Here is a 12,441-nt window from a genome sequence, read left to right on the forward strand (position 1 = left end):
TTGGTCTCAGCCTTCGGTAATGGGGACTGTACTTTGTGTACTGCGGCGATGGCCGTCGTCAGTGGTGAAGGAGTCGGTGGATGGGTGAAGACTCGTCGGGCGCAGACCCGTACCACTGGCTTGAGGACATCGATGGCGCGGAGGCCGTCCGGTGGGTGAGGGAACGCAACGCGGAGGCTGTCGCGGCGCTGACCGTCGGCCCGGCATTCGTCGCGCGGCAGGCTGAGATCCGGCAGATTCTCGACTCGGACGACCGCATCCCCTATCCGGGCTGGCGCGGAGACCACTTCTACTACGACTTCTGGCAGGACGTGGCGCATCCGCGCGGGCTCTGGCGGCGGACGACCCTCGAGGAGTACCGCCGCGCCGAGCCGGAGTGGGATGTCCTGCTCGACCTCGATGAGCTGGCCGAGCGGGAGGGCGAGAACTGGGTCTGGGGCGGCGCGACGACGCTGCCGCCCGAGCACCGGCGTTGCCTGATCAGCCTGTCCCGCGGGGGCGCGGACGCGGTGGTGGTGCGCGAGTACGACCTCGTCGACCGGGCCTTCGTGGCCGACGGTTTCACCGTCGCCGAGGCCAAGACCGATGTCGGCTGGATCGACGCCGACCACATCTACGTCGGCACCGACCTCGGACCGGGGTCGTTGACCGAATCCGGCTATCCCCGACAGGTGCGGCGGTGGCGACGCGGCACGCCACTGGCCGAGGCCGAAGTCGTGTACGAGGCGTCCCGCGAGGATGTCAGCGCGTACGGCTGGCGCGACCTCACGCCCGGTTTCGCGCGCGATTTCGTCAGTCGCCGCCTGGACTTCTTCCGCTCGGAGAGCTTCCTGCTGACCGGGGCGGGCGAACGGGTCCGGATCCCGGTGCCCGAGGACGCCGACTGGAACGTACACCGGGAATGGTTGGTGATCCGGCCTCGCACGCCGTGGTCGGTGGGCGAGTCGACCTACCCGGCGGGTGCCCTGCTGGCGACCCGGTTCGACGCCTACCTCGCCGGCAGCCGGGACCTGACGGTGCTGTTCCGGCCCGACGACCGTACGGCGCTGAGCGGTTACACCTGGACCCGCCACCACCTGATCCTGACCACCCTCACCGACGTACGCAGCACACTGGAGGTGCTCACCCCAGGTGAGGGTGAGTGGCGGCGGGCACCACTGCCGGGAGTCCCGAGCGACGAGGAGGGCTACCTCGTCGAGACCGACCCGGACCTCGGGGACGCCTACCTGGTCGCCTCGGAGGGCTTCCTCCAGCCGGCGACGCTGCGGCTCGGGCGGATCGGCGGCGGCTCTGTCGAAACCCTCAAACGGGCACCGGCGTTCTTCGACACCGAGGGCCTGACCGTACGCCAGTTCTTCGCCACCTCCGCCGACGGCACCCGGGTGCCGTACTTCGTGGTCGGGGATCCGGCCGCGCCCGCCGGACCGACGCTGCTGACCGGGTACGGCGGCTTCGAGATCTCGAAGACCCCCGGCTACTCCGGGCTCATCGGCCGGGGCTGGCTGGCCCGGGGCGGCACGTACGTGGTCGCGAACATCCGGGGCGGCGGCGAGTACGGACCGCGGTGGCACCGGGCGGCGTTGCGGGAGAACCGGCCCCGGGCGTTCGAGGACTTCGCGGCGGTGGCCGGTGACCTGGCCGAGCGGGGCATCACCACGCCGGAGCAGTTGGGCATCGAGGGCGGCAGCAACGGCGGCCTGTTGATGGGGGTGATGCTGACCCGGTATCCGGCGCTGGTCGGCGCCGTCGTCGCGCACGTCCCACTGCTGGACATGCGGCGCTACCACCGGCTGCTGGCCGGTGCCTCCTGGATGGCCGAGTACGGCGACCCAGATGCCCCCGAGGACTGGGCCTACCTGCGGGAGTACTCGCCGTACCACAATGTCCGCGAAGGGGTCCGCTACCCGCCGGTCCTGTTCGTCACCTCCACCCGCGACGACCGGGTGCACCCCGGCCACGCTCGCAAGATGACCGCCCTGCTCCGCGAGTACGGCCACGATGTCACCTACTACGAGAACATCGAGGGCGGGCACGGCGCGGCAGCCAACAACGAGCAGCGCGCCTTCATCAAGGCGCTGGCGCTGGAGTTCCTCTGGCAGAGGCTTTCCCACCCCCGTGCGGTCGTACCAGGCCAGCACACCCCGCCCGCAGACCGAGTGCCCGAGCTGCCGTGACGTGCCAACTTCGCATCGTGTTGGCCCCAAGTCGAGTCGACTGTGCGATTATCGCACCATGGGTGGGGAGCAGCAGGACTGGCAGCGCATCGGTGAACAGGTACGTCAGGCACGGATGTCGCTCGGCGTCTCGCAGCAGGACCTCGCCGACCGGGTCGGGCTTGACCGGACGATGCTTGCAAAGGTCGAGGCCGGCACGAGGCGCGTCGACGGAGTGGAACTGGCACGGCTGTCTCGTGCGCTCAAAGTGTCGATGGAGTATCTGATCGAGCCGCGGCCAGCAGTGCTGTCGCGGCGTGCAGTGCTGCTGACCGAAGAAACCGACACCGTGGCGGGGCGCTCATCCGAGCGCTTGGAGATCGCGTTGGCCGAGTGGCTGCGCAACGTGCGGCAACTAGTCAGCATCGGGACTTTGCAGACCCATCCGGTGCGCCAGTATCCGCACGCGGTGACGTCGGAGGCCGACGCGCGGCAGGCAGCCCGGTGGCTGCGGCAGCAGATGGGCCTCGACAGCGAGCCCATCGGCAGCATCATGCAGCTCTGCGAACGTGCTGGTCAGTGGGTGCTCGTCGCCGACCTACCCGGAGACGGCGCATCCTTGATCGACGGCGATCTCGCCGTCGCGGTGGTGAGCACCGAGGGCGACCCCGGCCGCCGTCGCACCACCGCAGCTCACGAGCTGGGCCATCTGGTCATCGGCGACGAGTATTCCAACGATCTGGGGGTCAGCGCGTCACGCGCGGACCGGGAACTGGTGATTGACGCCTTCGCCGCCGAACTACTGCTGCCGATCGACGCGCTAGCTAGTGCCCGAGCCGCCGGGCAGTTGACCCGAGAAGTGCTGATCAACTACGCGGCGCGATACCGCACCTCCTGGGTGCTGGCGTTACGGCAGGCGGAGCAGGCCCAGATCATCGATGCCGCGACGCGCAGTGCGTGGAGTTCTCCGCGACCTACCCGCGCAGAATTCATGGAGGCTCTGGGTTGGGCACCACAACCCGACCTGGCGGCCGTGCGGGTGCCGCCAGGTTACGCCCATGCCGTCATCGAGGCGTGGCGGGGCAACCGGATCACCCGAGTCAGGGCCATCGAAATGATGTACGGCCAGATCACCGACGCGGACCTGCCGGAGGAGACCGATCCGGAGCTTGCCCCGTGAGCGGTCCGCCGCAGACCGCCTTCGTCCTCGACACGATGATCCTGTCGCACTTCACCCTTGCGGACCGGTTGGATGTCCTGCAAGACCTGCTGATCGACGCGGACTGCTGGACGACCCAGGTGGTCATGGAAGAACTGCGGGAGGGCGCGGCCGATCATCCGGAACTGCTCGCGACGTGCGAGGTGACCTGGCTCGACAAGGCCCAGTTGGACACTCTTCCCGAGATCCGGTGCTTCGCGACCTGGGCTGGGAGGCTTGGTGCCGAGGAGCGCAACCTGGGCGAGGCGTCCGTCCTGGCCGCTGCCGAGGTGCGGCAAGGCATCGCCATCACCGACGATCGGCAGGCCACCAAAGTCGCACGTACTTACGGTGCGAAGGTCCATGGAACGATCTGGTTGCTCGCGGCGGCGTGCCGCACCGGCAAGCAGACCGAGACCGCCGCAGGCAATTTGATCGATGCCCTCCGCGCAACCGGTGCCCGCCTTCCATGCTCAGGCGCAGAATTCCCCGTGTACGCGCGCAAACACCACCTTCTCTAGCGAGGGCCGTTAGCGGAGCGTTTGCTGACGCACCTCATCCCGGCTTCTGTCGCTAGAACCGGCTGGCCAGAGCTGCGGCCTCGGAAAGTAGATCGTCCAACTCCCGATCGGAGACGGCACAGGAACCCAAGATGTGCAGGATCGTCGGGCCTTGGACCCGCCCGGCCATGGTCGGCTCGACGTCCGTGTCGATGCTCGGGTCGAGAGCGGCGTTGATCAGCTTCTCTGCGCTGGCCGCATCGGTTTCGGGGCCGCCGGTGGTCGTGATCCGCATCTCGCTGACGAACCGGATCACCTCGTCCTGGCTTGCCCCATTCGGAAAGCGGCGATTCACGGCAAAGTAGAAGACGGCACCGAGCAGCGTGCCAAACCCGTCCCAGCCCTGGGCATCGAGGCGGGCCTCGATGCGGTCGTTCTCGGCGTGCTCGCCCTTCACCATCGTGCGGATGTAGGCGACCATCTCAGGGCTGATCGTCACGGCGTTCCCTCTCCCGATGCTCCCGGCGTGTGTCAGATGCCGGCGCGGTAGCCGCTGATGGTGTCAGTGCAGTTGCCGAGTAGGCCGGGCGATTCGAGAACAAGGTTTCGAGCAGTGGTGAGTGTGTCGTCCAGGGCCCGCACCACCTCCGGCCGGCCGCCAGCCAGCACAGCGTTGAGCTCATTCTGAGTCGCCCACATCCTGCGGTGGATGTCGGCGAGATGACGTGACGCACGATTGAGCTGAGTCACCACGTTGTCCAGCCCACCAATTACTTGCCCGACGATGCTGGCCGAGCCGCCCTGTGGCCTTGCCGAGGAAACAGCCCGAGTTCCGCCGCCACTGCCGGTGCGCCGCGACCTGCGAGAGCCAGCCGCTGCGGCGGCAGACCTTCTTTGATCGCGTCGCTCGCGGAAGTGGTCGATGCCAGCTACGACGAACGCCTTGCCTTGCGATCCCATCATGCCGCCGATGATCGCTCCGCCGGTGGAGGCGACGGCAGGCGATACCGGCAACCCGTACTTGGCACTGCCGAGGCCGACCAGCATGCCAACGCCTGCGCCGCCCCACTCGACCAACTTCCCGAGCGCCTCCTTGGCGCTTTCGTACTTCAACCGCCGCGCGAACGGCCGCTCGATCTGCTTTCTACGGCGGTTTTCCTTACGCCAGCCCATCAGGCTGAGATCGGGTCCAGGTAACCGCAGCTGACGGCTATGAGCAGGGGCAGATGAACGGCGATGTCGTGAGCTACCTCGCCCGGGGTGCTGTCCGAGGGCTCGTCGCCCTCCGCAACGTTTTCCGAGTCGTCGGCATAGAGCACGCACGCCTGCCACAAATTCGGATCGCGCCAGGAAAACGACCAGAGTCCATATACGTCGACCGGCATGGCGATCTTGGGTTGACCGGCGTGACCGATGCGGTGAAGGTGGGGCTCCTCGGGAGTCGAGCCGAGGCCCTCGCCGAGAGGGAGGACTTTGTGGCGGCGGAAGACTGGTTCCAGGTCGCCGTCGGTGTCGAACTCGACCAGCAGGCCGCGGGCGATCAAGCTGTCGACCAGTCGGGCGGCCTGAGGTTCCGGAGTCGGAGCGGTTTCCAGTAGCCGGATCAGAGACTCGCGGTTCACTTCAAGTTTGGCGTGTCGCTCGGCATCCACGAAGGCAGCAGCCCAGACCGCCGCTTCAGTTTCGGTCAGCTCGATCAGGTCGTTGCCGAGGTGGATCTCGTAGCATTCGGGGATCGGGTCAGGTGGGCGGACGTAGCGGTAGCGCGGACCCATGGACAGGCCGACGGGGACGATGACGCGTGGCATGGTGACCTCTCGGGTGTCAGAAGCTGGCGGCGTATCGCCGAGTGGTGTCGACCGCGCCCATTGCGAGTTGGGACGCCTCATTGAGCTTGGCCTTGACCTGCTCAATCTGACTGATCGCTTGGCCGACGGCCGGATGGTTGGTGCCAGCGGTGACCGCCTGCAACAGCGCGAGGCTCTGCTCCAACGAGTCATGCACAGCGCGAAGCTGCACGACGCTCTGCTGCGTCTGTTGGCCGAACCGATTGATGCCAGCCTTGATTTCCTCAATCGACGCCACCGCGACGACTCCTCCCCGTGGGCATCGAACTGTCCGCAGCGACCGTATCGAATCATGTACGGTCCGTCAGCCCTCGGTCGCTCATCGGTCAGCGGGCGGGGCGGAGGTTGCGCTTGGTGGCCGCTGATCTCTTCCACAGTCGCCGTCGTCTCATCGCTCGGCCAGTGCCTGCAACAAAACTGTGCGGGATCGCCGGTCACGCTCGATTGATTGAGGGCGCAGGTCTGCTCGCCGCAGCGGCGGGTCGCCGACCCGCGCCCACCGACTCAGACGTCGAAGGTTTCCCGCTTCACGCCCACCACGAAGGCGGCCCAAGCCGCCGAGTCAAACGCGAGGATCGGACCGCTCGGATCCTTGCTGTCTCGCAGCCCCACGACGCCGGGCAGGTTGTCGGCAACCTCGACGCATTCGCCCGCGTTGTTGCTTCGGGTTGACTTGCGCCAGGTGGCGTTGCTGAGGTCAGGCACGCGAATACTCCTCTGCGACCGTCTTGATGAACGACTGGGATTCCGCCTCACTGAGCGCGCGGCTGGCCATGTCGGCCCAAATGGCGTTGTACGCGGCGGTTTCGTGGGGCTTGTCGAGGTAGACCGCTCCCGTGGTGGTCTCCAGGTAGGTCACGGTGGGCTCCACCTCCTCGCCCTTGCTGTCCCGGGGGAAGTCCAGGACCGAGAACGCTCCTGTCATCGCACCCGCATGGAGTCCAGCCGAAAATTTCAGCACGCGAACAGTCACGTTGGGTAGTTCGGTCGCCTTGCTGAGCTGGTGTAGCTGCTCCGCCATCAGCGTGGAACTTCCAACGGGCCGACGCAATGCTGCCTCGTTGAGTATCACGCTCAGTTGTGGGGGAGCAAAGCGGGTCAGCAGGGTCTGGCGTTGGATGCGAAGGGCGACGGCGCGCTCCTGCTCTGCGCGGTCGCCGTTGCTGCGAGGGACGCCTGGAATCTGGAAAAGCTGCTCGGCGTATGCCTTTGTCTGCAGCAGCCCCGGGATCAACTCGCACTGATACTGGCGGATGCTGGCTGCTGCCTCTTCGAGTCCGATGTAGAGCTGAAACCAGCGGGGTAGGCCCGAGCCGATGTAGTCGTGCCACCAGTTCTTGTTCTCGCGAGTGGCGGCGGTCATTGCCAGCAGCAGCTCAGTGTCCTCTGTCGTTGCGCCGTAGAGGTTGAGCATCTCCTTGACGTCGGCAGCGCGGAAGCGGACGTTTTCAGCGCCGTTCTCGATGCGGTGCAGGGTTGCCCGAGCTCGGTCCAGATCCTCGGCGGCCTGCTCCATGGTTAGGCCGGCTGCCCTACGCAGGGCTTCGAGCTTGCGGCCGATCTGGCGCCGCAACATTGTCGTTCCGGTTACAGCCTGTGACACTCCGCGCCTCCGCTGTCGTGACCATTGTCGACGTGTCTGTGCGTAATTAAACAGCGACGATGTATCAAAAACAATAGACATTTCACAGTGTGTGTTCGCGTTGTAGGCGTAGTCGATCAAGCATCGATTGTTAGACGTTGCATTTTTGCTTCACCGCTGCTTGACTCTCGGCACGGCCACTGTGGAAGTGCTGGTCATTGGCCGTGTCTGCCCTGGTGCCCTACTGCGATGAGGGCTGCGGTGGCAGGTGCGTGGCGGGTCCGTCGGTGCGCGGCGGGCCGATGGGCCCGCCGTTTTCATCGCCCACGCTGACGAGAGCGAGGTCTGTCATGCGCAACCCTTTCCGGCGACGAGCCGAGCGGTACGACGCCCGGCACACCGCAGGGCACACCATGCGGACGGCAGAGCGCACCAACAGCACCAGGCGGTCCGACGAGCAGCGGGGCGAGAGCATCGGCACCTGTTACCGGGCGGCGAGCTATCGGCCGTGGCAGGTGCGGGATCGGCGGTTCCGGCTGAGTCGGCGTGGCTACGACCCGGCGGAGGTGGTCGAGTTCCTCGACCGGGTGGCGGACGACCTGGAGGCCGCGTACGCGCAGGTGGCCCAGTCGCACCGGGAGGCGGCCCGGGTCCGGGAGGCGTTGCGGCAGTGGCAGACCGAGCGGGGTAAAGCCCGGCAGGGCGGCGCGAACCACCGGCCGGTGTACCGCCAGGCGGGGCAGCAGCCCGCGAACCAGGGAGCGTGGCGGTGACCGGGCGGTACGTGGTGCATCTGCCGGTTCAGGCGGGCGATCTGCTGGCGGCGCAGCGACTGGCGCGGTTGCTGGCCCGGTGGGCGCGGGTGCTGCCGCAGGCCGACCCGGGGGAGACCACCGTCTCGGCCGAGGACGACCAGGGCGTACGCCATCGGGTCTTCTGTGACCTGAGGCTGCCCGGCGGCGGACGGTGTCTGCTGCGGGCCGACCACGACGGCGACTGCGCGCGACGGCTGGGCGGTCGGTCGTGAACACCGTGGACTGCGACGACTGCGGCGGGCTGGGTTTTCGGGTACGGCGGTGCCAGTGCACCCGGGGTGGCGACCGACTCATCGTGGACGGCGGCGAATACCGCGACGAGGCGTACGCCGAGTGTCGGCTCTGTGGCGGCGACGGCAGTGTGGCCGAGCCGTGTCACCGGTGTGGGCGCGGTGGGCGGCGGCGCGCGGAGCTGGTGGTGACCGTGGTCAACCTGGACACCGGGGCGGCAGCGTCGCGGCGGCTGGTGCCCGGTCGGCTCGATCCGCCGGCCGGTCGGGAGCGGGCCCGTCGGGCGGGGGAGCTGGTCGGTGGGCTCTGCGCCACCGTCGGGGTACGCGGGCTGCGCCCCCGGTGGGGACGGCGGGATCTGGACGACACGCTGTTCTGGTTGCCGCCGCAGTGGCGTCCCGAGCTGCCCGAGCGGCAGCGGTGGGCGTTGGAGGCCGAGGCCCTCGCCCGACACGATCACGACCCGTGGTGGATCTTCGCCGGCCGGGGCAGCGCGGCACCGTCGCCGCCCGATCCGGCCGTCGAGCTGTCCCGGCTCTGCGGGCTGGCCGACCTGCTCCATCTTGACCTGGTGGTGGAGGCTCGCCGCCGCAGCTACGACGGGGTTGTCTGGGAGCTGCGGTACGAGCTACCGGGCAGCCCGGTGCCGCTCGATTCGCACGGGCGTGCCCGGGACCTGGCCTCGGCGATCGCCGACACGGATTTCCGGGCGGCCATGTGCGGGTTGGACGAGCGGGGACGGCACGCGCCGCTGTACACGGTGCTACCGGTGCCGGCGGTCGGCGTACCCCCGGTCATGGATCTTGACCGGTTCGGCCGGGCCGTGCTCGCGGAGCTGGTCGGCGACGCGCCCGGCGCTCAGGCGATCTGGCGGGACGGGCGCTGGTGGCACACCGCGCTGCTACCGACCGGCAGCGTCGAGAGCCTGCACGAGCGGGAGACCGGGCAGATCGTCCGGCACGTCACTAAGACACTGCGGCGGGCCGGCGAACCACCCGACCCGGCCTGGTGGGGTGAGCCGATAGCGCATCGGCCCTGCCCGGACTGTCGGCCCGGCAGCCGGTTGCGTCGCTGCGACTGCCGACTCGGCACGTCCGCACCCGACCCGGACTGCCCCGACTGCTCGGGTGCCGGGCTGGCCCCCTCGGTGGGCTGCTGCTCGACCTGCCGGGACAGCGGCCGGATTCCGGCGGCCGTGTCGGTGACCGTGACCGACCTGCGCCAGGTCAGCCACGAGACCTGGCGACCCGACGGGAGTGAACCCGCCCCGGTGGTCGCCCACCAACCCAACGGCAAACCGATACATCAGCTCGGGCCCCACCGGCGGCTGTCCCGCTACGCCGACACCTTCCGGGTACGCCCGGCCGACCTGACCCGCCTCGACACGGACTGGCCCGTCGACCATGACCTGCTCGACGGCTTCGTGACCGTTCACGAGCCCGGCGTCGACCCGGCGGGCCAGTACGTCGAGCACCTCGCCGCCGGGCTGCCCGGGGCGCGACTGTTCGTGCTGGCCGCCGTGCCGGACGCGCCACCGCTGAGCGACCTGCTGCGCCTCGCCCACGCTCTAGACCTCACCGCCGTGCTGACCTACTGCGACCACCGGCTCGACGCCGGTGACCCGCGCAAGATCCAGGGGGAGCGGTGGGATGTGCGGCTCATCGCCCGCGATGCGCAGGTCGGGGCCGAGTTTCCGTTCTGCGCCAGTGTCGAGGCGGCTGTGGCGCGCTGCGTCGAGTATCTCGACTGCCACCTGGTCGCCAGCGTGCCCCGGGACCCCGACCAGCCGGTGCCCGCACCACAGGCCGCGCCCTCGCCGCCGCTGCCGGACCCGACCGAGTTGCTGCGCCGCGTCGGCTGGCACTACGCCGGGCAGCCGGTGGTGGCGGCGTTCGACCGAACAGGCTGTCGGCTCTGGCTGACCGGGGAGGACACCCTCCAGCCACTCGCCCGGGCCGCCACCCTCGACGACGCCGTTTTCGCTCTGCGGCTGTGAGCCCGGGAGCCTGCCACAGGCGGTCGGGGGTGGGGTGGGTAGCCGGTTGACGACCACCACCGGGGTGCCCGGGGGTACCTCCTTCAGCAGCAGCCGCTGCCCGGAGCGGGTTAGCCGGATGCAGCCGTTGGTGGTTTTCCGACCCAGTTCCCCGTCGTGGTACCAGCCGCTCGACGATGATCTGGTTCCGCAGCTCGACCGTCTCGAAACCGCCGGGTGGCAGCCACGCCAGCTTCCCATCCACCCCCCCACCCCCAAACCCACCTGCCGCGCCTCTCCGAGCAGAGTTGATCAAGGAGTTGCGTCGGGATCGAGCTGGTTCCCGACGCAACTCCTTGATCACGGAAGCGAAGCGAGGAGGGGGAGGAGGGGGGTGAGGTCAGGAGAGGCGGGCGGAGAGGTGGATGGCCACGGCGTCGTGGGCGGGGACGTTGGCGGTGAACCAGCCGTTGGCGTCGACCGTGATGACCGGGCCGGAGCAGGTGCCGCCCGAGAAGGTGCCGTGGATGACGTCGCAGTAGCGGCCGGCGGGCAGGCCGGTGTAGTAGGAGCGGCCGTTGATGGCGAAGTCCTCGTCGTTGATGGTGATGAAGCCCTTGCCGGTACGGCTGAAGGCGATGTGCTGGTAGCCGTTGTCGTACCAGTTGCTGACCCCGGTGCCCTCGGTGGCGTTGCGGAAGCCGACCATATTCGCGATGACCGGCCAGCGGTGCTCGCACTCCCAGCCGGAGTAGCAGACCGTGTTGCGGGTCTTGTTGTTGCTGTCCGAGGGTGGGCCCGCGTCGCGGCTGCTGTAGGTGTAGCTGGACATCACCGTCGGCGAACCGTACGGCCAGGCCAGCATGAAGGCGTTGGCCAGGGCGTAGATGCCCCGGTCGCGGTAGGTGAGCACCCCGCCGTCGTCGCGCTGGGTGTCGTGGTTGTCGATGAAGACCGAGGAGACCCCGCTGGGCAGGTGGCCCCAGCCCTCACCGAAGTTCCGCAGGTAGGCCAACCGCTCGGAGCGGAAGACCCGGGCCAGGTCCTTGCCGTAGCGGAACTCGTGCACGTCGCCGTTGCCGGTGTACTCCTCGGGCCGGATGGGCTCGCCGGCACCGTAGATGACCTCCTGCACGATGTACGGGCGGCGGTTCAGTCGACTGAGGATGTTGGCTATGTCGGCGGCGGGCATGTGCTTGCTGGCGTCCAGCCGGAACCCGTCCACCCCGAGGGACAGCAGGTCGTTGAGGTACGCGGCCAGTCGCGAGCGGACGTAGTCCGAGCCGGTCTTCAGGTCGGCCAGGTTGACCAGTTCGCAGTTCTGCACCTCGTACCGGTCGTTGTAGTTGACGATGTCGTTGTTGCCGTTGCGGCCGCAGTAGTGGAAGTCCTGCGCCTGGTAGATCCCGGGGTAGACGTGGTGCTGGTACGACGATCCGGCCCAGCCGGTGCCGCCGCCCGACTGCCCGGACATGTGGTTGACGACGGCGTCGACGATCACCTTGACGCCGGCCGCCTGGCAGGTGGCGACCATGGAGCGGAACTGGTCGCGGGTGCCCTTGCGGGACTCGATCCGGTAGCTGACCGGCTGGTACGCCACCCACCACTGGTTGCCGCGGACGTGCTCCTGCGGGGGCGAGACCTGGACGTAGCCGTAGCCCTTAGGTCCCAGGGTGCTGGTGCATTCGCTGGCCACCGAAGGCCAGTTCCACTCGAACAGGTTGGCGATGACCTTCTTGCCGCCGCTCGGGGCGGCGACGGCCGCCGGTGCCGTCACGAGGGTGGGGGTGAGCAGGGTGGCGATCGCGCCGAGGGCCACGATCGCCGTACGGAGTCGACGTCGGTGCATCGGAAGCTCCTGGGGGAGAGGGCGGTTGCCTGATGCTTTCATCGATGCTGAAAAATTTCAGCAAGATTACAAGTTGATTTCACGGGCTGTCAACGTATGGACCTACGTCAGTGTCTGAGTGGGGTCTACACGCGCCAGGCGTGGGGGTGGTTCGACAAGTCGTGGAGATTTTTTCGGCGCGGGCTGATCCGTCCGGCATCCGACTGCGTACTGGAGTGGGGAACAGGGTCGGCCGGTGGTACGCCGCCGCGAGACGATCGAGGAGCACATGGCCCGGGCTATGCAGAACGA

At 68.2% G+C, this 12,441-nt stretch carries 13 protein-coding genes; 6 read left to right on the plus strand and 7 right to left on the minus strand.

The genetic code is table 11. The features are described 5' to 3' along the window. Window positions 1–80 precede the first annotated feature (80 nt). From ABZ795_RS19440 to ABZ795_RS19450, 3 genes are read left to right on the plus strand one after another with little or no spacing between them, the layout of a single operon-like run. Window positions 81–2,174, plus strand: a complete 2,094-nt coding sequence (locus ABZ795_RS19440; RefSeq protein ID WP_357531353.1) for a prolyl oligopeptidase family serine peptidase — start codon at window positions 81–83, stop codon at window positions 2,172–2,174. Between the two features lie 58 nt (window positions 2,175–2,232). Then, window positions 2,233–3,333, plus strand: coding sequence for an XRE family transcriptional regulator (locus ABZ795_RS19445; protein WP_357531354.1), 1,101 nt, complete (start codon window positions 2,233–2,235; stop codon window positions 3,331–3,333). Continuing rightward, window positions 3,330–3,872 (plus strand): hypothetical protein, encoded by a 543-nt coding sequence (locus ABZ795_RS19450; RefSeq protein WP_357531355.1) that lies wholly within the window; start codon window positions 3,330–3,332, stop codon window positions 3,870–3,872. Before ABZ795_RS19445 ends, ABZ795_RS19450 begins: the two co-directional genes overlap by 4 nt. A gap of 52 nt (window positions 3,873–3,924) precedes the next feature. Here the strand turns inward: ABZ795_RS19450 and ABZ795_RS19455 are convergent, their stop codons facing one another. The 6 genes from ABZ795_RS19455 to ABZ795_RS19480 form a co-directional block, all read right to left on the minus strand. Further along, a complete protein-coding gene (locus ABZ795_RS19455) occupies window positions 3,925–4,332 on the minus strand; it encodes a hypothetical protein (RefSeq protein ID WP_357531438.1) in 408 nt (135 codons plus the stop codon). A gap of 50 nt (window positions 4,333–4,382) precedes the next feature. After that, window positions 4,383–5,024 (minus strand): hypothetical protein, encoded by a 642-nt coding sequence (locus ABZ795_RS19460; protein ID WP_357531356.1) that lies wholly within the window; start codon window positions 5,022–5,024, stop codon window positions 4,383–4,385. After that, window positions 5,024–5,659 carry a hypothetical protein gene (locus tag ABZ795_RS19465; RefSeq protein WP_357531357.1) on the minus strand — a complete coding sequence of 212 codons (636 nt, stop codon included), beginning with the start codon at window positions 5,657–5,659 and terminating at the stop codon, window positions 5,024–5,026. Before ABZ795_RS19465 ends, ABZ795_RS19460 begins: the two co-directional genes overlap by 1 nt. Before the next feature lie 16 nt (window positions 5,660–5,675). After that, window positions 5,676–5,936 carry a hypothetical protein gene (locus tag ABZ795_RS19470; protein ID WP_357531358.1) on the minus strand — a complete coding sequence of 87 codons (261 nt, stop codon included), beginning with the start codon at window positions 5,934–5,936 and terminating at the stop codon, window positions 5,676–5,678. A 266-nt stretch (window positions 5,937–6,202) separates the two neighbouring features. Next, a complete protein-coding gene (locus ABZ795_RS19475) occupies window positions 6,203–6,403 on the minus strand; it encodes a DUF397 domain-containing protein (RefSeq protein ID WP_357531359.1) in 201 nt (66 codons plus the stop codon). Then, entirely contained in the window at window positions 6,396–7,274 is an 879-nt protein-coding gene (locus ABZ795_RS19480) for a helix-turn-helix transcriptional regulator (RefSeq protein WP_357531439.1), read from the minus strand. The genes ABZ795_RS19475 and ABZ795_RS19480 overlap by 8 nt, the downstream gene beginning before the upstream one ends. A 419-nt stretch (window positions 7,275–7,693) precedes the next feature. On the opposite strand from ABZ795_RS19480, the gene ABZ795_RS19485 reads away from it, so the two are divergent. The 3 genes from ABZ795_RS19485 to ABZ795_RS19495 are packed head-to-tail and all read left to right on the plus strand — an operon-like array spanning window position 7,694 to window position 10,322. Then, window positions 7,694–8,053 carry a DivIVA domain-containing protein gene (locus ABZ795_RS19485; RefSeq protein WP_357531440.1) on the plus strand — a complete coding sequence of 120 codons (360 nt, stop codon included), beginning with the start codon at window positions 7,694–7,696 and terminating at the stop codon, window positions 8,051–8,053. Next, window positions 8,050–8,307 (plus strand): hypothetical protein, encoded by a 258-nt coding sequence (locus tag ABZ795_RS19490; protein ID WP_357531360.1) that lies wholly within the window; start codon window positions 8,050–8,052, stop codon window positions 8,305–8,307. The genes ABZ795_RS19485 and ABZ795_RS19490 overlap by 4 nt, the downstream gene beginning before the upstream one ends. Further along, a complete protein-coding gene (locus ABZ795_RS19495; protein ID WP_357531361.1) occupies window positions 8,304–10,322 on the plus strand; it encodes a hypothetical protein in 2,019 nt (672 codons plus the stop codon). Before ABZ795_RS19490 ends, ABZ795_RS19495 begins: the two co-directional genes overlap by 4 nt. A gap of 379 nt (window positions 10,323–10,701) precedes the next feature. On the opposite strand, the gene ABZ795_RS19500 is transcribed toward ABZ795_RS19495, so the two are convergent. Beyond that, window positions 10,702–12,150: an alpha-amylase family protein gene (locus ABZ795_RS19500; RefSeq protein WP_357531362.1), complete on the minus strand. Its 1,449-nt coding sequence runs from the start codon at window positions 12,148–12,150 to the stop codon at window positions 10,702–10,704. Between the last annotated feature and the right edge of the window lie 291 nt (window positions 12,151–12,441).

The organism is Micromonospora sp. NPDC047134 (assembly GCF_040643455.1).
In the GTDB taxonomy this organism is placed as follows: Bacteria; Actinomycetota; Actinomycetes; order Mycobacteriales; family Micromonosporaceae; genus Micromonospora.

Bases quoted from the DNA above. Each gene is read 5' to 3' on its own strand.
- ABZ795_RS19480 (WP_357531439.1), bottom strand. From the start codon at position 7,274: ATGTTGCGGCGCCAGATCGGCCGCAAGCTCGAAGCCCTGCGTAGGGCA.
- ABZ795_RS19455 (WP_357531438.1), bottom strand. From the start codon at position 4,332: ATGGTCGCCTACATCCGCACGATGGTGAAGGGCGAGCACGCCGAGAAC.
- ABZ795_RS19500 (WP_357531362.1), bottom strand. From the start codon at position 12,150: ATGCACCGACGTCGACTCCGTACGGCGATCGTGGCCCTCGGCGCGATC.
- ABZ795_RS19440 (WP_357531353.1), top strand. From the start codon at position 81: ATGGGTGAAGACTCGTCGGGCGCAGACCCGTACCACTGGCTTGAGGAC.
- ABZ795_RS19485 (WP_357531440.1), top strand. From the start codon at position 7,694: ATGCGGACGGCAGAGCGCACCAACAGCACCAGGCGGTCCGACGAGCAG.
- ABZ795_RS19465 (WP_357531357.1), bottom strand. From the start codon at position 5,659: ATGCCACGCGTCATCGTCCCCGTCGGCCTGTCCATGGGTCCGCGCTAC.
- ABZ795_RS19445 (WP_357531354.1), top strand. From the start codon at position 2,233: ATGGGTGGGGAGCAGCAGGACTGGCAGCGCATCGGTGAACAGGTACGT.
- ABZ795_RS19460 (WP_357531356.1), bottom strand. From the start codon at position 5,024: ATGGGCTGGCGTAAGGAAAACCGCCGTAGAAAGCAGATCGAGCGGCCG.